Annotated in this window: 16 protein-coding genes; 5 read left to right on the plus strand and 11 right to left on the minus strand. The window is 60.8% G+C overall.

What is annotated here, in order from left to right; translation table 11 throughout:
* Positions 1-6: 6 nt before the first annotated feature.
* From mazG to NTD89_RS14290, 6 genes are all read right to left on the minus strand, one after another.
* Positions 7-840: a nucleoside triphosphate pyrophosphohydrolase gene (mazG, locus tag NTD89_RS14265; RefSeq protein WP_262208308.1), complete on the minus strand. Its 834-nt coding sequence runs from the start codon at positions 838-840 to the stop codon at positions 7-9.
* A gap of 150 nt (positions 841-990) precedes the next feature.
* Positions 991-3234, minus strand: a complete 2244-nt coding sequence (gene relA / locus NTD89_RS14270) for a GTP diphosphokinase (RefSeq protein ID WP_017134872.1) — start codon at positions 3232-3234, stop codon at positions 991-993.
* Between the two features lie 136 nt (positions 3235-3370).
* Positions 3371-4723, minus strand: coding sequence for a 23S rRNA (uracil(1939)-C(5))-methyltransferase RlmD (gene rlmD, locus NTD89_RS14275; RefSeq protein WP_262208309.1), 1353 nt, complete (start codon positions 4721-4723; stop codon positions 3371-3373).
* Positions 4723-5625 (minus strand): cysteine synthase CysM, encoded by a 903-nt coding sequence (gene cysM / locus NTD89_RS14280; RefSeq protein ID WP_262208310.1) that lies wholly within the window; start codon positions 5623-5625, stop codon positions 4723-4725. The genes rlmD and cysM overlap by 1 nt, the downstream gene beginning before the upstream one ends.
* Before the next feature lie 212 nt (positions 5626-5837).
* Positions 5838-6443 carry a tRNA-uridine aminocarboxypropyltransferase gene (locus NTD89_RS14285; protein WP_262208312.1) on the minus strand — a complete coding sequence of 202 codons (606 nt, stop codon included), beginning with the start codon at positions 6441-6443 and terminating at the stop codon, positions 5838-5840.
* A gap of 4 nt (positions 6444-6447) precedes the next feature.
* Entirely contained in the window at positions 6448-7341 is an 894-nt protein-coding gene (locus NTD89_RS14290; protein ID WP_049712094.1) for a LysR family transcriptional regulator, read from the minus strand.
* A gap of 247 nt (positions 7342-7588) precedes the next feature.
* On the opposite strand from NTD89_RS14290, the gene speB reads away from it, so the two are divergent.
* The 4 genes from speB to NTD89_RS14310 are packed head-to-tail and all read left to right on the plus strand — an operon-like array spanning position 7589 to position 11904.
* Complete coding sequence (speB, locus tag NTD89_RS14295) at positions 7589-8539, plus strand: agmatinase (protein ID WP_064453522.1); 951 nt, start codon at positions 7589-7591, stop codon at positions 8537-8539.
* Complete coding sequence (locus NTD89_RS14300; RefSeq protein WP_262208316.1) at positions 8539-8961, plus strand: YybH family protein; 423 nt, start codon at positions 8539-8541, stop codon at positions 8959-8961. The genes speB and NTD89_RS14300 overlap by 1 nt, the downstream gene beginning before the upstream one ends.
* Positions 8962-8982: 21 nt before the next feature.
* Complete coding sequence (locus NTD89_RS14305; protein WP_262208317.1) at positions 8983-10497, plus strand: purine-cytosine permease family protein; 1515 nt, start codon at positions 8983-8985, stop codon at positions 10495-10497.
* 24 nt (positions 10498-10521) lie between these two features.
* Positions 10522-11904, plus strand: a complete 1383-nt coding sequence (locus NTD89_RS14310) for a sodium:solute symporter (protein WP_106576395.1) — start codon at positions 10522-10524, stop codon at positions 11902-11904.
* A 198-nt stretch (positions 11905-12102) separates the two neighbouring features.
* Here the strand turns inward: NTD89_RS14310 and NTD89_RS29390 are convergent, their stop codons facing one another.
* Complete coding sequence (locus tag NTD89_RS29390) at positions 12103-12225, minus strand: PA1414 family protein (RefSeq protein WP_256347311.1); 123 nt, start codon at positions 12223-12225, stop codon at positions 12103-12105.
* A 142-nt stretch (positions 12226-12367) separates the two neighbouring features.
* Positions 12368-13261, minus strand: coding sequence for a putrescine utilization regulator PtrR (ptrR, locus tag NTD89_RS14315; protein ID WP_119742222.1), 894 nt, complete (start codon positions 13259-13261; stop codon positions 12368-12370).
* Positions 13262-13364: 103 nt separating this feature from the next.
* Between ptrR and NTD89_RS14320 the strand changes: the two genes are divergently transcribed.
* Complete coding sequence (locus NTD89_RS14320; RefSeq protein WP_262208319.1) at positions 13365-14582, plus strand: MFS transporter; 1218 nt, start codon at positions 13365-13367, stop codon at positions 14580-14582.
* Here the strand turns inward: NTD89_RS14320 and NTD89_RS14325 are convergent.
* From NTD89_RS14325 to NTD89_RS14335, 3 genes are all read right to left on the minus strand, one after another.
* Entirely contained in the window at positions 14494-15936 is a 1443-nt protein-coding gene (locus NTD89_RS14325; RefSeq protein ID WP_262208321.1) for an NCS1 family nucleobase:cation symporter-1, read from the minus strand. The two genes, NTD89_RS14320 and NTD89_RS14325, sit on opposite strands and share 89 nt — an antisense overlap.
* Positions 15937-16134: 198 nt before the next feature.
* The gene (locus NTD89_RS14330) at positions 16135-16533 is read right to left on the minus strand and encodes a DUF2177 family protein (protein ID WP_242195716.1); all 399 of its coding nucleotides are present in this window, start codon (positions 16531-16533) and stop codon (positions 16135-16137) included.
* A gap of 112 nt (positions 16534-16645) precedes the next feature.
* The gene (locus tag NTD89_RS14335; RefSeq protein ID WP_017134857.1) at positions 16646-17482 is read right to left on the minus strand and encodes a S1 RNA-binding domain-containing protein; all 837 of its coding nucleotides are present in this window, start codon (positions 17480-17482) and stop codon (positions 16646-16648) included.
* Positions 17483-17735: the final 253 nt, after the last annotated feature.

The raw sequence follows: 17735 nt of genomic DNA on the forward strand, positions 1-17735 counted from the left end.
AACTGCTTAACCGCAGCTGGACAGATTCTTTTCCTGGCGTTTGGCTTCACCCCACAGGGCATCCAACTCTTCGAGGGTGCAATCTTCTATGGATTGATGCGTATCGCGCAATGCCTGTTCGATAAATCGGAAACGTCGTTCGAACTTGGCATTGGCGCCACGCAACGCAGCTTCCGGGTCAACCTTCAGATGCCGGGCCAGGTTGACCGCTGCAAACAGCAGGTCACCGACTTCATCGGCAATCGCCACCGGGTCGTTATCGGCCATGGCTTCGAGCACTTCATCCAGCTCTTCGCGCACGTTGTCCACCACCGGCAAGGCGGCGGGCCAGTCAAAGCCGACCTGGCTGGCGCGCTTTTGCAATTTGGCGGCGCGCGACAGCGACGGCAACGCCGTGGGCACGTCATCGAGCAGGGACAGCTGCAGTGGCGCGTCGGACTTTTCCGCGCGCTCCTCAGCCTTGATCTGCTCCCAACGCTCCTTGACCTGCTCTTCGCTCAGCTGAGGAATATCCAGCGGCGCATACAGATCACCCGTCGGGAACACGTGAGGATGGCGACGAATCAACTTGCGGGTAATGCTGTCGATCACCCCAGCAAATTCAAAGCGCCCTTCTTCCTTCGCCAACTGGCTGTAATACACCACCTGGAACAACAGGTCGCCCAGTTCGCCTTGCAGGTGATCAAAGTCGCCGCGCTCAATCGCATCAGCGACTTCGTAGGCTTCTTCCAGGGTGTGCGGGACGATGGTTGCGTAGGTTTGCTTGATGTCCCACGGGCACCCGTACTTTGGGTCTCGCAGGCGGTTCATCAGGTGCAGCAGGTCTTCAAGTGAATACATCAGTCAATCTCTGTCCGCGTTCAGTGGGAGCTGGCTTGCCTGCGATGCAGGCGACTGGGTGTAGCTGGCAGACCCAGGCGATGCTATCGCAGGCAAGCCAGCTCCCACATAAAACTGCCCCACATTTTCAGTCCGCGCTCATCCAGCTGCTCATGGTGTGCGATTACGCCGCGTTTCAATGATGTTCGGCAACTGGGAAATCCGCCCCAGCAACCGACCCAACGCGTCCAGGCCCGGAATCTCGATGGTCAGGGACATCAACGCCGTGTTGTCCTCTTTGTTCGAGCGGGTATTGACCGCCAGCACGTTGATCCGCTCATTGAGCAGCACTTGCGACACGTCACGCAGCAAGCCGGAACGGTCGTAGGCGCGAATGATGATGTCCACCGGGTAAGTGAGCACCGGCACCGGGCCCCAGCTGACCTGGATGATCCGTTCCGGCTCGCGCCCGCCCAGTTGCAGCACCGAGGCGCAATCCTGGCGGTGAATGCTTACGCCACGGCCCTGGGTGATGTAACCGACGATGGCGTCGCCCGGCAACGGCTGGCAGCAGCCGGCCATTTGCGTCATCAGGTTGCCCACGCCCTGAATCTGGATATCGCCGCGCTTGCCCGGTTTGTAGCCGGTGGCTTTGCGCGGGATCAGTTCCAGCTGCTCGCTGCCGCGCTCTGGCTCGACCAGTTGCTGCGCCAGATTGACCAGTTGCGCCAGGCGCAAGTCGCCGGCGCCAAGGGCTGCGAACATGTCCTCGGCAATCTTCATGTTGGCTTTTTCGGCCAACTTGTCGAAGTCCACCTGCGGCAGGCCCAGGCGCGCCAGCTCGCGTTCGAGCAAGGTTTTACCGGCCGCGACGTTCTGGTCGCGCGCCTGCAATTTGAACCAGTGGACGATCTTCGCCCGTGCCCGCGATGTGGTGATGTAGCCCAGGTTCGGGTTCAGCCAGTCGCGGCTCGGCGTACCGTGCTTGCTGGTGATGATCTCGACCTGTTCACCGGTCTGCAAGCTGTAGTTGAGCGGCACGATGCGCCCGTTGATCTTGGCGCCCCGGCAGTTGTGACCGATTTCGGTGTGCACGCGGTAGGCAAAGTCCAACGGCGTGGCGCCCTTGGGCAAGTCGATGGCGTGGCCGTCGGGGGTGAAGATATAAACGCGGTCGGGCTCGATATCCACCCGCAGCTGTTCGGCAAGGCCGCCGATGTCGCCGAGTTCTTCGTGCCACTCGAGCACTTGGCGCAGCCAGGAGATTTTCTCTTCGTACTGGTTGGACCCGGCCTTGACGTCGGTGCCCTTGTAGCGCCAGTGCGCGCACACCCCAAGTTCAGCCTCTTCGTGCATGGCGTGGGTGCGGATCTGCACCTCCAGCACCTTGCCCTCAGGGCCGATCACCGCAGTGTGCAGCGAGCGATAGCCGTTTTCCTTGGGGTTGGCGATGTAGTCGTCGAACTCCTTGGGAATGTGCCGCCACAAGGTGTGGACGATGCCCAGCGCGGTGTAGCAGTCGCGCATTTCCGGCACCAGCACACGCACGGCGCGCACGTCGTAGATCTGGCTGAAGGCCAGGCCCTTGCGCTGCATTTTGCGCCAGATCGAATAGATGTGTTTGGCGCGGCCGCTGATGTCGGCGTCAACGCCGGTGGCCTGCAACTCGGAACGCAGCTGGCCCATCACGTCGGTGATAAAGCGCTCACGGTCGAGCCGCCGCTCATGCAGCAGCGTCGCAATCTGTTTGTATTGATCGGGCTCGAGGTAGCGAAAGGACAAGTCCTCCAGCTCCCACTTGATATGGCCGATGCCCAAGCGATGCGCCAGCGGCGCGTAGATGTCGAAGACTTCGCGGGCCACCCGGTTGCGCTTTTCGTCGTCGGCGGTCTTCACCGCACGGATCGCGCAGGTGCGTTCAGCCAGCTTGATCAGCGCAACGCGTACGTCGTCGACCATCGCCACCAGCATTTTGCGCAGGTTCTCGACCTGGCCCTGGGTGCCCAGCACCATCGACTGGCGCGGGCTGAGGCTGGCACTGATAGCCGCCATGCGAAGCACGCCGTCGATCAGTTTGGCCACGACCGCGCCGAAACGCTGGCTGACCGTCGGCAACGGGATGTGCCCTTCACGCACGCCGCGATAGAGCACGGCGGCGATCAGCGAATCCTGGTCGAGCTTGAGATCGGCGAGGATCTCGGCGATTTCCAACCCGGTGCGAAAGCTTGACGTGCCCTCCGCCCAGAGGTTTTTGGCCGCATTGTCTTGTTGTTCAGACTCACGAGCGAACTCGCAGGCTGCTTTCAAGGCTTCACGGTCCAGTGCCGGGTCGACACTGACGGCATGATCCAGCCATGCCTCGAGATTGATACTGCCGTCGGTGTTGATCGGCTGGTGTGCTCTCACCTGTACCATCTTGCTTACCTTCCCTACGACGCACCTTTAATGCGCCAAAAATCATCGCTGACCTGCTTTACCTGAATAAAGCTTACACACTCCCTGGCAGGTCACGGCCTTGGAGAATGCAGGCCAGTCGGATTAAACGGGCATCCTAGCCCGCTTCAAATAACGCCATGGCCTCGACATGCGCGGTTTGCGGAAACATGTCGAGGATCCCGGCACGTTTTAGCCGGTAGCCCTGCTTGACCAACTCAACCGTGTCCCGCGCCAGCGTGGCCGGGTTGCAGGACACATACACCAGACGCTTGGCCTCAAGGGTCGCGAGCTTGCGCACAACCTCCAGGGCACCATCACGGGGTGGGTCCAAGAGTACCGCAGAAAAGCCCTGTTTGGCCCACTCCGCGTCAGTCAAAGGCTGGGATAAATCGGCCTGAAAAAACTGCACATTATGCAAATTGTTGCTGACGGCATTCTGCGCCGCCCGGTCCACCATGGTCTGCACGCCTTCTACCGCGACCACTTCACGCACCTGCCGGGCCAGCGGCAAAGCGAAGTTGCCCAGCCCGCAGAACAAATCCAGTACCCGCTCGTCGGGCTGTGGCGCCAGCCATTCCAGGGCCTGGGCGACCATCGCGGCGTTGACGCCGGCGTTGACCTGCACAAAATCCCCGGGCCGATAAGCCAGCTCCAAATCCCATTGTCCCAACGGATAACCCAACGCCGAATCCGTCTCGACCGGCTCCGGCTGACCCTCGCCATGCAGCCACAACTGCGCGTCATGGAAGGTGCAAAATTCTTGCAGGATCAGCAGGTCTGCCTCGGACAACGGCGCCATATGCCGCAGCAGCACGGCAATCGACGAGCCGCTGAACAACTCCACATGCCCCAGCGCCTGCGGTTTGCTCAGGCGGCGCAGCATGTTCGGCAAACGCTGCATGATCGGTTGCAAGGCTTGTACCAGCACGGGGCAATCATCGATGGCGACGATGTCCTGGCTGGCCACCGCGCGAAAACCCACTTCAAGTTTTTTCGCCTTGGCATCCCAGCGTACCGCCACGCGGGCGCGTCGGCGGTAGCCGAACTCCGGGCCACTCAAAGGTTCGGCCCACACCTGCGGTTCGACACCGGCGACGCGAGACAGTTGTTCGGCGAGCATGCGCTGTTTCAGGGCAAGTTGTTCGACGTGGGGCAAGTGCTGCACGCTGCAACCGCCGCAGCGGCCAAAATGGGCGCAGGGTGCCGGACGGCGCAGTTCGCTGGCCGTGAACACGCGCTCGGTGCGGGCCTCGACCACTTTGCCGTGGGCGCCCAATACACGTGCTTCGACCTCTTCGCCGGCGAGCGCGCCATTTACAAACCAGGTGCGGCCTTCAAAAAACACAATGCCGCGGCCGTCGTTGGCCAGGCGCTCAATGGTCAGGCGCTGCTTCTTGCCTACCGGAATTTGCGGGGCCCGGCTGCCGCCCGTCGGTTGAAAGCGCAGGCCTCTCTCGTGCTTGGCCATCAGTTGGGTTCGTCGAAAATGCCGGTCGACAAGTAACGGTCGCCTCGGTCACAGATGATCGCGACGATCACTGCGTTTTCCACTTCCTTGGACAAACGCAACATACCGGCCACGGCGCCGCCGGAGGACACGCCGCAGAAAATGCCTTCTTCACGCGCAAGGCGGCGGGTGGTGTCTTCGGCTTCGCGCTGGGCCATATCGATGATGCGGTCCACACGCGTCGCGTTGTAGATCTTCGGCAGGTACTCTTCGGGCCAACGGCGAATGCCTGGGATAGCCGCGCCTTCCATCGGCTGCAGGCCAACGATCTGGATCGCCGGGTTCTGCTCCTTGAGGTAGCGCGAGTTGCCCATGATGGTGCCGGTGGTGCCCATCGAGCTGACGAAATGGGTGATGGTGCCCTGGGTCTGACGCCAGATTTCCGGACCGGTGGTGGTGTAGTGCGCCTCCGGGTTATCACCGTTGGCAAATTGGTCGAGCACTACGCCACTGCCTTCGGCGGCCATGCGCTCGGCGAGGTCGCGGGCGCCTTCCATGCCTTCTTCCTGGGTGACCAGGATCAACTGGGCGCCGTAGGCGGTCATTGCCGCCTTGCGTTCGGCGCTGCCGTTGTCGGGCATGATCAATACCATCTTGTAACCCTTGATGGCCGCGGCCATGGCCAGGGCGATGCCGGTGTTACCCGAGGTGGCTTCGATCAGGGTGTCGCCGGGCTTGATCTGCCCGCGCAGTTCAGCGCGGGCAATCATCGACAGCGCCGGGCGGTCCTTGACGGACCCGGCCGGGTTGTTTCCTTCGAGCTTGAGCAACAGGGTATTGCTGGTTTCACCCGCCATGCGTTGCAAGCGGACCAGGGGCGTGTTGCCGACGCAATCGGCGATTGTAGGGTACTGCAAGGTCATGGCGTATTCGCAATCCAGACTGCGGGGGCGAACATCATACCGGGAAAGGCTGGCGGGCCATATCACGCAAAGTATGGTGCTTATGGCTTATAGGAATAAGCGAGTGGTGTGTGGCCTGTAAGGGCGCTATCGCGGGCAAGCCCGCTCCCACAGGTATCCGCGATCATTGTGGGAGCGGGCTTGCCTGCGAAGGCCGCACCTCGATGAACCGGCTACCCCAACTGCCCGTCGCCATGATTTTTACGAAACACCTCTTCTCCCATCGCAGCAATCTGCCCCTCAATAAGCGCCTCAAACGGTTTGAGCAATGCATCAAAAGACGCCGGCGCCTCCAGCACCTGCAATGCCTGCACAATCGCCTCCACCGTCGACAACGCACCTGGCCCGGGCGCCTTGCGCAGCCGGTAGCGGGACACCGCGCCCTCGGCCAGGGTCACTCGAGGCAAGGCCGCCAGTAGCGGATTGAGGTGCAACAATTTGCGCGCCTTGCGCCAGGTACCGTCAGGCACCACCAGCAGCATGGGTTCGTCAGTCGGGGTATAGGCCTGTAAAGGCTGCGCATCCTCAGCGGGAAACAACAACCGCGCCTGGTAGCCGGGCGGGTTCAATAAGGTCGGCAAACCCTCAAACACCTCGCCCACCACCAATTGCGCATTGTTCAACCCCAACGCTGCCAGCCGCGCGGTATTGAGCGCATGGTTGACCTCACTCGGGTGCTGCAACAGCAACACGCGGGTGCGGCTGTCGAGGCTGGGGATCAGCGCGCACAGGCAATGGGTGACAGGCCGCAGGCAGCGGGAGCATTGGGGTCGGGACATGGTTTCAGGCCTGGTTGAGCTGTGCTTTGAGTAAATCGCGGAAGGTCTGGATCAGCGGCTCGCGGCTACGGCCCCGGCGCATGATCATCGAAAATGGCGCCTGATAGCCGAAGGTCGCCGGCAGCAATACGCGCAGGTCGCCCTTGTCGGCCCAGGCCTGGGCGTAATGCTCGGGCAGGTAGCCGATGTAGGCGCCGGACAGCACCAGAATCAACTGAGCTTCCATACTTTCCACCGTTGCCGCGCTGTGTTTGAAGCCGTGGCGCGCCAGTTCAGCCTGGCTCCAGTAGCCGCGCCCGACCATGCGCTGCTGGGTGATCACTTGTTCGGGGATGCGCCGTTCGTTGAACAACGGATGGCGGGTGCTGCAATACAACCAGTGTTGCTCGCGGTACAGCGGCATGTAGATCAGCCCGCTCATGCGGTTGGAAAAGGCGCCAATGGCCAAATCCAGACGATTGTCCTGCACACCCAGTTGCAGTTCGTAAGGGCTCATCACCGAGAGGTGCAAGTGCACGGCCGGGTGTTCCTGGCTGTAGGCGCCGATCACCTCAGCGAACGGCAGCGCCTTGTCGCTGACGGTGGAGTCGAGCACGCCCAGCTTCAGTGTGCCGCGCAACTCGCCTTTGAGCGCTGCTGCGTATTGCTCGAAGCCTTCCAATTCGCCCAAGAGGCGCAGGGTTTCCTGATGGAACAGCTCGCCCTTGCTGGTCAGGCTGAACCCGCCGCGCCCGCGATGGCACAGCACCAGGCCCAACGCCGACTCCAGCTGGCTCATATAAGTGCTGATGGCCGACGTCGACAGGTTGAGTTCGTGCTGGGCGTTGGCAAACCCCTGGTGGCGCACGACGCTGACGAAGATGCGCAGGAGTTTCAGGTCGGGCAAGGCGTTGGCCATGGGTTCTCCAGAAGCAAACATAAAACCTGTGGGAGCGGGCTTGCTCGCGAATGCGGTGGATCAGTCGAACCATCCGTGACTGACACACCGTATTCGCGAGCAAGCCCGCTCCCACATTTGAACCGAGTTTACCCCAGGCATTAGTTTAGAAAAATCTGAACTAAGTATTTGCCCCTGCCGATTCTTCCCGCCCTGGGCTTTTCGCAGAATCGGCCCCTAATAAACAAAACAACGATGAGGCAATCCCGTGGACAAGATTTTTCACCAACCACTGGGCGGCAACGAAATGCCGCGCTTCGCCGGCATCGCCACCATGATGCGACTTCCCCACCTGCAAACGGCCAAAGGCCTGGATGCCGCCTTTGTCGGCGTGCCCCTGGACATCGGCACCTCGCTGCGCGCCGGCACCCGTTTCGGGCCGCGGGAAATCCGCGCCGAATCGGTGATGATCCGCCCTTACAACATGGCCACCGGCGCCGCACCGTTCGACTCCCTGTCGGTTGCCGACATCGGCGACGTGGCGATCAACACCTTCAACCTGCTCGACGCTGTGCGCATCATCGAAGAAGCCTACGATGAGATCCTCGAGCACAACGTGATCCCGATGACCCTGGGCGGCGACCACACCATCACCCTGCCGATCCTGCGGGCGATCCACAAGAAACACGGCAAGGTCGGGCTGGTGCACATCGATGCCCACGCTGACGTCAACGATCACATGTTCGGCGAGAAAATCGCCCACGGCACCACCTTCCGCCGCGCGGTGGAAGAAGGCCTGCTCGATTGCGATCGCGTCGTACAAATCGGCCTGCGCGCCCAGGGCTACACCGCCGAAGACTTCAACTGGAGCCGCAAACAGGGCTTCCGTGTGGTCCAGGCTGAAGAATGCTGGCACCACTCGCTCGCGCCATTGATGGCCGAAGTGCGTGAAAAAGTCGGCGGCGGCCCGGTGTACCTGAGCTTCGACATCGACGGCATCGACCCGGCCTGGGCACCGGGCACCGGCACGCCGGAAATCGGCGGGCTGACCACTATCCAGGCGATCGAGATCATCCGTGGTTGCCAGGGCCTCGACCTGATTGGTTGCGATCTGGTAGAAGTTTCGCCGCCTTACGACACCACCGGCAACACCTCGCTGCTCGGCGCCAACCTGCTGTACGAGATGCTGTGTGTACTGCCCGGCGTGGCGCATCGCTGATGAGCACGCACGAGGTGCTGCAGGCCGCGGCCGACCTGGTCTCGGCCTTCGCCCGCAATGACCGCGCCGCCTACTTCGGCGCGTTCACGGCCGAAGCCAGCTTTGTGTTCTACACCCTCCCCCAGCCGCTGCTCAGCCGCGATGCCTACCAGGCGTTGTGGGACAGCTGGCGCCAGGACGAGGGGTTTGAGGTGCTGTCCTGCACTTCAAGCAACGCCTTTGTCAGCCTGCAAGGTGATGTGGCGATTTTTATGCATGACGTGGCCACCGAGCTGCGCATGAACGGGGAGCAATTTTTTAGCCAGGAACGCGAGACCATTGTCTTCACACGACAAGGGTCTGGCACACAACAAAAACAAGGCCTGTGGCTGGCCTGTCACGAACATTTGTCCGCTATGCCGGAAGGGCTGCCGCCCCCTTAGCCAATGTGATCGGAGCTGATCATGAATAATAAAAACAACGATAAAAGTATTCGAACGATAGAAACCAACGGGGTCGAGCAGATCCCGGACCACGAACGTACTGCCGGGCCCAAGGATCTGTTCCGACTGATCTTCGGCGGTGCCAACACCTTTGCCACCGCCGTGCTGGGTTCGTTTCCGGTGCTGTTCGGTTTGTCGTTCCAGGCCGGCGTCTGGGCGATTGTGCTGGGCGTGCTGGTGGGCGCGCTGATCCTGGCGCCGATGGGCCTGTTCGGGCCGATCAATGGCACCAACAATGCCGTGTCGTCCGGTGCGCACTTTGGTGTGCACGGGCGGATTGTCGGCTCGTTTCTGTCGCTGCTGACGGCGATTGCCTTCTTCTCACTGTCGGTGTGGAGTTCAGGCGATGCGTTGGTCGGCGGTGCGAAACGGCTGATCGGCCTGCCGGAAACCGACCTGACGCTGGGCCTGGCCTACGGCCTGTTCGCCCTGCTTGTGCTCACCGTGTGCATCTATGGCTTTCGCTTCATGCTGTGGGTCAACCGCATCGCGGTGTGGGCGGCGAGCCTGCTGTTCCTGCTGGGCATCTTCGCGTTTGCCCCGGCCTTCGACAGCCACTTCGCCGGCACCGTCGGCCTCGGCCAGACCGGCTTTTGGGCGGCCTTTATCGGTGCTGCGCTGGTGGCCATGAGCAATCCGATTTCCTTCGGCGCATTCCTCGGTGACTGGTCGCGCTACATCCCGCGTGAGACGCCGAAAATGCGCATCATGCTGGCGGTCGTACTGGCTCAGATCGCTACGTTGATCCCGTTTCTGTTCGGCCTGGCCACCGCGACCATCGTGGCGATCAAGGCACCGGACTACATTGCGGCGAACAACTACGTCGGCGGTTTGCTGGCGGTGGCGCCCACCTGGTTCTTCCTGCCGGTGTGCCTGATCGCGGTGATCGGCGGCATGTCCACTGGCACCACCTCGCTGTATGGCACCGGCCTGGACATGTCCAGCGTGTTTCCGCGCCTGCTGTCACGGGTCAAGGCCACGCTGCTGATCGGCGTGATGTCGATTGCCTTCATCTTTATCGGACGTTTCGCCGCCAACCTGGTGCAGAGCGTGTCGACTTTCGCCGTGCTGATCATCACCTGCACCACGCCCTGGATGGTGATGATGATCATCGGCCTGATTGTGCGCCGCGGCTTCTACTGCCCGGACGACTTGCAGGTATTCACTCGCGGTGAAACCGGCGGGCGCTACTGGTTCAGCCATGGCTGGAACTGGCGCGGGCTGGGGGCCTGGATCCCGAGTGCGCTGGTGGGTTTGTGCTTCGTCAATTTGCCGGGGCAGTTTGTCGGGCCGCTGGGCAACCTGGCCGACGGCATCGATATCAGCCTGCCGGTGACGCTGGGGCTGGCCTCGGTGGTGTACCTGAGTTTGCTTCGCCTGTTCCCGGAACCAGCGGCTGTTTATGGCCCCCAGGGGCCGCTTCGCAGCCCAACGGGAACAAGTTCCCTCGCCACAAAAAGCGCCTCAATAGCCTAAAAAAATAATCGGAGACCCGCCGTCATGGCTTTGGATTTATTCGTCGTACTCATCTACGCCGCCGGCATGCTCGTGCTCGGCTATTACGGCATGCGCCGCGCCAAGACCCACGAAGACTACCTCGTAGCAGGCCGCAATCTGGGCCCATCGCTGTACATGGGCACCATGGCCGCCACGGTATTGGGCGGTGCATCCACCGTCGGCACCGTGCGCCTGGGTTATGTGCACGGCATCTCGGGCTTCTGGCTGTGTGCTGCGCTGGGCGCCGGGATCATCGCGTTGAACCTGTTCCTGGCCAAACCGCTGCTCAAGCTTAAGATCTTCACCGTCACCCAGGTCTTGGAAAAACGCTACAACCCCATGGCCCGCCAAGCGAGCGCGGTGATCATGCTGGCCTACGCGTTAATGATCGGCGTGACCTCGATTCTGGCCATCGGCACCGTGCTGCAAGTGCTGTTCGGCCTGCCGTTCTGGGTCTCGGTGCTGCTGGGCGGTGGCGTGGTGGTGGTGTATTCGACCATCGGCGGCATGTGGTCGCTGACGCTTACCGACATTGTGCAATTTGTGATCAAGACCGTCGGCCTGATGTTTATCCTGCTGCCGATCTGCCTGTACCGCGTCGGCGGCTGGGACCAACTGGTGGCCAAGCTGCCGGCGTCGAACTTCAGCTTCACCGAAATCGGCTGGGACACGATCATCACCTACTTCATGATCTACTTTTTCGGCATCCTCATCGGTCAGGACATCTGGCAACGGGTGTTCACTGCCCGCGACGAAAAGGTCGCGCAGTACGCAGGCACGTTCGCCGGCTTCTACTGCATTCTTTACGGCCTGGCCTGCGCGCTGATCGGCATGGCCGCTCATGTGCTGTTGCCGAATCTGGATAACGTCAACAATGCCTTCGCCGCGATCGTCAAAGCGTCGTTGCCGGACGGCATTCGCGGGCTGGTGATCGCCGCGGCACTGGCCGCGATGATGTCTACCGCCAGCGCCGGTTTGCTCGCCGCCTCCACCGTATTGACCGAAGACCTGCTGCCGCGTTTGCGCGGTGGCAAGCAATCGAGCCTGAACATCAACCGCTTGTTCACGATGCTGACGGGCATTGCCGTGCTGGGTATCGCCCTGGTGGTCAACGATGTGATCAGCGCCCTGACCCTCGCCTACAACTTGTTGGTGGGTGGCATGCTGATCCCGCTGATGGGGGCGATTTTCTGGAAGCGGGCGACGACCTCGGGGGCGATCGCGTCCATGGCCCTGGGCTTTGTGACGGCACTGGTGTTCATGTTCAAGGATGGCTTGGACGCGAACACGCCGATCTACTACAGCCTGGCGGTTGGATTGGTGAGTTTTGTAGGCGTGAGTCTGTTGTCGCGGCGCCCGCAGGCTGCGGCGGCCAGGGCAATTTAAGGCAGCACAGGCATCAGAGCGGTTTCTTCAGCGGGTGCGACGTCGGATGTCGCACCCGTTTTTTTTTGCCTGCCACACACAACTGTGGGAGCGAGCTTGCTTACGAAGGTGGTGTATCAGCCAACATTTGCGTTGACTGACAGACCGCCTTCGCGAGCAAGCTCGCTCCCACCTGTTGAATCCTGTTGGAACCCGGGCTTATCTGCGACGGGGCCGGCGCTGCTCGTCATCCGTGCGAATCGGCACCGGTTGCAGCGGAGGCTCAATCAGTCCGAGCGCGACGCCAACGTCATGGAGCCAGTTTTGGATTTTCTCTTTCATGGTTGCCCCCTTTGCGGGTAATGCGGGTCGGCGCGAGTTTTGTCGCCTTTTCCTACAGTGATAGTAGTACTAAGTCCTACGTAATGCTTGAACGAAACCACAACGAACTATTACTGAATTGATTCAAATCCTGACGGATCGTTCAAGCAATCGCGCGCGTGTCCTGCAATAACTCGGCTTTGCCTTCCTGCTGCAGGTCAATCCATGCATTGAGGTTAGCGCCGAGCATACCCTTTCGCCACATCAGCCAGGTCGTTGCAGTAGCAAAAGGCCCCGTCAGGGGATGAACGGACACGCTGTCCTTGCCTGGCAGGCTTTCCAGCATGGATTCAGACATCAATGCCACACCGGAACCGGCAATCACGCAGGCGAGCATACCCTGATAGGACTCAATCTCGATGGCCCGGCCCATGGCCACGCGCTCGTGGGAAAACCAGGTCTCCAGCCGCGTGCGGTACGCGCAACTGCGGCGAAAGGTGAACACCGAGCGCCCCGCTACATCCTGCGGCCCACGCACGGGCGGGTGATCAGCCTCGCAGATCAACACCAGGCGCTCTTCGCACAGTGGCACACCGTCCAAGGTGGCGATGGTCAGCGGGCCATCGACCAATGCCGCATCCAGACGCCCAGTGATCAGGCCTTCCAACAGTTCACCGCTGGGCGCCGACTGCACCTGCAGGTTCACCATCGGATAAGCCTTGTGATAGCGCGCCAACAACCTCGGCAAATGAATCGCGGCAGTGCTGTACATGCTGCCCAACACAAAATCGCCGGCCGGTTGCCCGCCCTGGACGGCGCCGTGGGCTTCATCGTGTAACGCAATCAGGCGAGTGCTGTAGTCCAGCAGCACTTTGCCGGCGGGAGAAAGCTGCAAGCGTTGACGCTCGCGCACAAACAGCTCCACGCCCAGCTGCTCTTCCATTTGCTTGAGCCGTGTCGACAGGTTCGACGGCACACGGTGCAGGCGCTCGGCCGCGCGGGTGATGGAGCCCTCTTCTGCCACGGCCTGGAAAATCCGCAATTGACTGAACTCCATACCTTTCTCCAAAACTGAACAAGTTACTCACTATTATTCATTTTTACAGAAAGTCAATTCGCTTTAGCCTGAAGGTCTTCGCGTGCTTGCAGGAAACCAGAACATGTCGCCGCTGATTCGCTTACTCGCCAGCTTTGTCGCCCTGATGATGGCCATGGGCATTGGACGCTTCGCCCTCACACCGCAGATGCCGCATCTGCTGAGCGAAGGGCAGATCGACCTGACCGGCGCAGGCCTGATCGCCGCCGCCAATTACCTGGGCTACTTCGTTGGCGCGGTGGATTCGATCTTCGCCCGCAGCCACCACCACGTGCGGGGGCGGATGTACGGCGGGTTGTGGCTGTGCGTACTGCTGACGCTGGCGTCGTATTGGGCGCAAGGGTTTTGGCCGCACCTGCTGCTGCGCTTCGGCACGGGTGTCGCGAGTGCCTGGGCGTTGGTGATGATCACCAGTTTGAGCCAACCGCTGGCAATTGCCGCCGGCCGTCCACGCTTGGGAGCCCTGGTATTCGCCGGGCCAGGGCTGGGGATTTTGCTCACCGGTCTGCTGGCTTTGGGCTCTAACCTGCTGGGACAAAGCTCGGCCACGCTGTGGCTGGTGTATGGCGTGGTGGCGTTGGTCATGCTGCTGGCAATCCTGCCGTTCTTGCCTCAGCCGATGCCCGCCGTCGCACACACTGCCAGTGCAGGCAGCAATCAAAGCATTGCGCACCTGTGCTGGATCTACTTTCTGTACGGTCTGGGCTACATCATCCCGGCGACCTTTCTGTCGCAGATGGCCAGCGCGCAATTCAACGGCGCCTGGCAGGCGGATCTGTTCTGGCCATGCTTTGGTCTGGCGGCTGCCGTTGGCGTGGTCGGGGTGAGCTTGCGCCGCAATAACACGCACACCACCCGCCGCTGGCTGATGACCACCTTGTGGCTGCAAGCGACCGGCGTGTTTGCCTGCTTGCTGGGCAACGGCTGGGGCCTGGCGCTGGGCGTTTTGCTGTGCGGTACGCCGTTCCTGGCGTGCATGATGCTGGTGATGCAACGCCTGCGTGAGGTCGCGCCCCACGGCTATCAGCGCAGCACCGGGCTGCTGACCGCCAGCTTCGCCATCGGTCAATTGAGCGGCCCGCTGCTGGCCTCGGTGAGCAGCCACCTGAGTGGCGGCCTGCAACCGGCTCTGGTGATTGCCGGCGCAGGCCTGCTGGTGGCCGGCGCGCTGCTGCTGCGCCCTACTGTCTCACTCAGCCAGCCACCAGTGGCGCCGGTACGCGAACCTGTTCTCGGCGCGCCAGCACCAGGAAAAACAGCCCACCCAGCAAGCACCCGGTAAACCAGGCGAAGTTGGCCATGCCCTGCAACGCCGGGGTGAAGGTGATCGCAACGCCCGCCAGCGTCGCGGGCACCAAGGCTTTGACCGCGGTCCAGTTCACGCCGCCGTCGAAGTAATAGCGCCCGCTGGGGCTGTCATCGAACAACGCGTCCACATCGATCTTCTGTTTTTTGATCAGGTAGAAGTCCACCAACAGGATGCCGAACAACGGCCCGATACACGCCGCGAGGATGTCCAGCGTGTAGTGAATCATCAGCGGGTTGTTGAACAGGTTCCACGGGGTGATGAAGATCGACGCCACCGCCGCAATCATCCCACCGGCGCGCCAGCTGATTTTGCTCGGCGCGACGTTGGCAAAATCAAACGCCGGCGAGACGAAGTTGGCGACGATATTGATGCCGATGGTGGCGGTCACGAAGGCAAACGCGCCGAGCAGCACGGCCATGCTGTTGTCGATACGCGAAACGGTGGCAATCGGGTCATGCAGCATTTCGCCAAACACCGGCAAGGTGCCCGAAACGATAACGACGGTGACCAGTGAGAACGCCAGGAAATTCACCGGCAGCCCCCAGAAATTACCGCGACGCACGTCGTGCATGCTGCGGCAGTAGCGGCTGAAATCGCCGAAATTCAGCGTTGGCCCGGAGAAGTAGGACACTACCAGCGCCGTCGCCACGATCACCTGCCCAAAAGTCTGCCAGCCCGAGAGGGATTTTTCCGCCAGGGTAAAGCTGATATTCGCCCAGCCGGCCTTCCACACAATCCAGCCGGCCAGGGCAAACATCACCGCGTAGACCACCGGCCCCGCCCAGTCGATAAAGCGCCGGATGGATTCCATGCCCGCCCAAAATACGGCGGCTTGCAATACCCATAAGCTGAGGAAACTGAACCAGCCCAAGTAGGACAGGCCTGCAAAATGCGGCTCTGCATATACCGCAATCTGCGGGAAAAAACGCAGCACCACGATGATCAGGGCACTTGAGGCCAGATACGTTTGAATCCCGTACCAGGCCACCGCGATCAGGCCGCGAATCACCGCCGGAATATTTGCTCCGAACACGCCAAAGGCCAGCCGGCAGATGACCGGATACGGCACCGCCGCTTGCTGGCTCGGCTTGGCGACAAGGTTGGCAATCAACTGCACGATACAAATACCCGCCAGCAAGGCGATCAGCACCTGCCAACTGGCCAGCCCAAGCGCGAACAAGCTGGCGGCAAACACGTAGCCGCCGACGCTGTGCACGTCACTCATCCAGAAGGCGAAGATGTTGTACCAGGTCCACTTTTGCGGCAGCGGGCCCAGGTCCTGGTTGTACAGGCGCGGGCTGTAGCCTTTGGGCAATTGTTCGGTCATCGCTTGGCTCCTCGAAATACCGGCCTGCGCTGCCGTAACGGTGTGCATACGGGAGGCGGCCTGGTTTGTATACGAGGTGTTCAGCAGAATGCGTGCCAATGGCACACAATCCCTCTGGAACGGTGCTCCAAAGGGATTCAGGAAGCGCTAAAGGATGGGGCTTCGCTCAGCAACGGTGCACGTGGATCCTGTACACAATCAGCGTTGCACCCGATGTGCACACAGGTACCCGACCGTGCAGCAAATGGCAGTCAGGACGGTACCCCAAGCCATATCCATGAGCGCCAATTCAGCGGACCAGCCCTGCAGCGTCGCCCAATTGCTCAGGTCATACGTGCCGTAGGCCACCAGACCAAGCAGGGCTCCCAACCGCGCTGCGCGCTGCCAACTGCCGCTCGGCAGGACCACAAACACCACACACCCGATGGCATACAGCAGGTAGAACACCACGGCGGGGAACAGGCGCGGCTGATCGAGCATCAGCGAGCCAAGCAGGGATTTGTAGGTCGGGCCCATGAGGACGCCGAGCCAGAGGCCGTCGAGCACCAGAAACGCAAGCAAGGTGCCGAGGTAAGCGAACAGGGTTTTCTTGGACATTGAAGCGACCTCTGCTGGAGCTGGCTTGCCAGCGCTGGCATCCCTCAGGACACCACGAAAACCACTGGCCTCGTCGCCGGCGAGCCGGCTCCTACAGAAGAACAAAGCGCACTCAGCTTAGTTCAATGCGATCCGCGTGAATCACAATCTGACCTTGCTTGTAGAGCGCACCAATGGCCTTTTTGAAGTTGCCTTTGCTGACACCGAACAAGTTGCTGATCACCGCCGGGTCGCTTTTGTCGCTGACCGGCAGAGTGCCGTTGTTTTCACGCAACTTGGCAAGAATCTTCGAGTTCAGGCTGGAGGCCGCTTCCTGCCCAACCGGCTGCAGGCTCAGGCTGATGTTGCCATCGGCGCGAATCTCTTTGATAAAGCCTTTCTCTTCCTTGCCCGGGCGCAGGAACTTGAACACTTCGTTTTTGTGGATAAGGCCCCAGTGCTTGTTGTTGATGATTGCCTTGAAGCCCATGTCGGTGGCTTCGGCCACCAGCAAGTCGACTTCCTGGCCCACCTGGTAGTTGGCCGGCGTCTTGTCCAGGTAGCGATCCAGCCGCGCGGTGGCGGTGATGCGCTTAGTGTGCTTGTCGAGGTAGACGTGCACCACGCAGTATTCGCCGGCGGTCAGCTGACGTTTTTCTTCTGAATACGGAAGTAACAGATCCTTGGGCAAACCCCAATCGAGGAATACACCAATGCTGTTGACTTCGACGACTTTCAAACTGGCGAATTCGCCGACTTGAACTTTCGGCTTTTCAGTCGTTGCGATAAGTTTGTCGTCGCTGTCCAAGTAAATGAAAACGTTAAGCCAGTCTTCATCTTCACTGGGAATATCTTTCGGGATATACCGATTAGGCAAGAGGATTTCGCCATCTTGCGCACCGTCCAGGTACAAACCAAAGTTAGTGTGTTTTACCACTTGCAAGCTGTTGTAGCGCCCGACTAAAGCCATTTCCAAATACCCTCGTTACGTGGGCGGCATTCTACCCGAGTTGCGCCCGGCACGCGCGCGCACCTGAAAAATCGCGGGCTGGCTTGGCGTTCCAGTGGCACCGCCCCACTCGTCAGATCAAATCCTTGAATTTTGCCGCCAGCCAGGCACTGATCCCTCAAGTGGTTTCGAATTAAAACAGTAAGTTAGGCGACTATTTCACCGACAAACTTCGATAATTACCGCCTGACCCAACAATTCCCAGGGGATATTT

It is taken from the genome of Pseudomonas sp. 14P_5.3_Bac1 (assembly GCF_025466135.1).
Classification (GTDB): domain Bacteria; phylum Pseudomonadota; class Gammaproteobacteria; order Pseudomonadales; family Pseudomonadaceae; genus Aquipseudomonas.

What these genes read in the sequence shown, in the direction of transcription:
- mazG (WP_262208308.1), bottom strand. Translation starts at nt 840, where the DNA reads ATGTATTCACTTGAAGACCTGCTGCACCTGATGAACCGCCTGCGAGAC.
- rlmD (WP_262208309.1), bottom strand. Translation starts at nt 4,723, where the DNA reads ATGGCCAAGCACGAGAGAGGCCTGCGCTTTCAACCGACGGGCGGCAGC.
- NTD89_RS14305 (WP_262208317.1), top strand. Translation starts at nt 8,983, where the DNA reads ATGAATAATAAAAACAACGATAAAAGTATTCGAACGATAGAAACCAAC.
- NTD89_RS14290 (WP_049712094.1), bottom strand. Translation starts at nt 7,341, where the DNA reads ATGGCCAACGCCTTGCCCGACCTGAAACTCCTGCGCATCTTCGTCAGC.
- NTD89_RS14325 (WP_262208321.1), bottom strand. Translation starts at nt 15,936, where the DNA reads ATGACCGAACAATTGCCCAAAGGCTACAGCCCGCGCCTGTACAACCAG.
- NTD89_RS14320 (WP_262208319.1), top strand. Translation starts at nt 13,365, where the DNA reads ATGTCGCCGCTGATTCGCTTACTCGCCAGCTTTGTCGCCCTGATGATG.
- relA (WP_017134872.1), bottom strand. Translation starts at nt 3,234, where the DNA reads ATGGTACAGGTGAGAGCACACCAGCCGATCAACACCGACGGCAGTATC.
- NTD89_RS14330 (WP_242195716.1), bottom strand. Translation starts at nt 16,533, where the DNA reads ATGTCCAAGAAAACCCTGTTCGCTTACCTCGGCACCTTGCTTGCGTTT.
- NTD89_RS14310 (WP_106576395.1), top strand. Translation starts at nt 10,522, where the DNA reads ATGGCTTTGGATTTATTCGTCGTACTCATCTACGCCGCCGGCATGCTC.
- NTD89_RS14335 (WP_017134857.1), bottom strand. Translation starts at nt 17,482, where the DNA reads ATGGCTTTAGTCGGGCGCTACAACAGCTTGCAAGTGGTAAAACACACT.
- cysM (WP_262208310.1), bottom strand. Translation starts at nt 5,625, where the DNA reads ATGACCTTGCAGTACCCTACAATCGCCGATTGCGTCGGCAACACGCCC.
- NTD89_RS29390 (WP_256347311.1), bottom strand. Translation starts at nt 12,225, where the DNA reads ATGAAAGAGAAAATCCAAAACTGGCTCCATGACGTTGGCGTCGCGCTC.
- NTD89_RS14300 (WP_262208316.1), top strand. Translation starts at nt 8,539, where the DNA reads ATGAGCACGCACGAGGTGCTGCAGGCCGCGGCCGACCTGGTCTCGGCC.
- ptrR (WP_119742222.1), bottom strand. Translation starts at nt 13,261, where the DNA reads ATGGAGTTCAGTCAATTGCGGATTTTCCAGGCCGTGGCAGAAGAGGGC.
- NTD89_RS14285 (WP_262208312.1), bottom strand. Translation starts at nt 6,443, where the DNA reads ATGTCCCGACCCCAATGCTCCCGCTGCCTGCGGCCTGTCACCCATTGC.